We start from the raw sequence: 236 nt of genomic DNA on the forward strand, positions 1-236 counted from the left end.
GCAACCGGGAACGCACTTGTGCATTGCCACTCGCCAGTTCGTATTTCAGCAAATAGTTCTCGCGTCGCAGATTCACTCGATCCACACAACGCGCAACCGCATTCAGAATCTGGTTTGACCGAAACGGCTTCAGAACGAAATCAACGGCTCCGGCCCGCATCGCTTCGATTGCGGTGTCCATATCTGCAAAAGCTGTGATCAGGATCGTGTCCGCAAAAAAGCCGAGTTTGCGTTGT

1 protein-coding gene is annotated in these 236 nt (G+C 52.5%); it reads right to left on the reverse strand.

The genetic code is table 11. The features are described 5' to 3' along the window. The coding region (locus tag NXS07_RS21465; protein WP_368859265.1) for a response regulator at nt 1-236 on the reverse strand (236 nt) is incomplete at both ends.

The organism is Xenorhabdus bovienii (genome assembly GCF_024721015.1).
In the GTDB taxonomy this organism is placed as follows: Bacteria; Pseudomonadota; Gammaproteobacteria; order Enterobacterales; family Enterobacteriaceae; genus Xenorhabdus; species Xenorhabdus bovienii.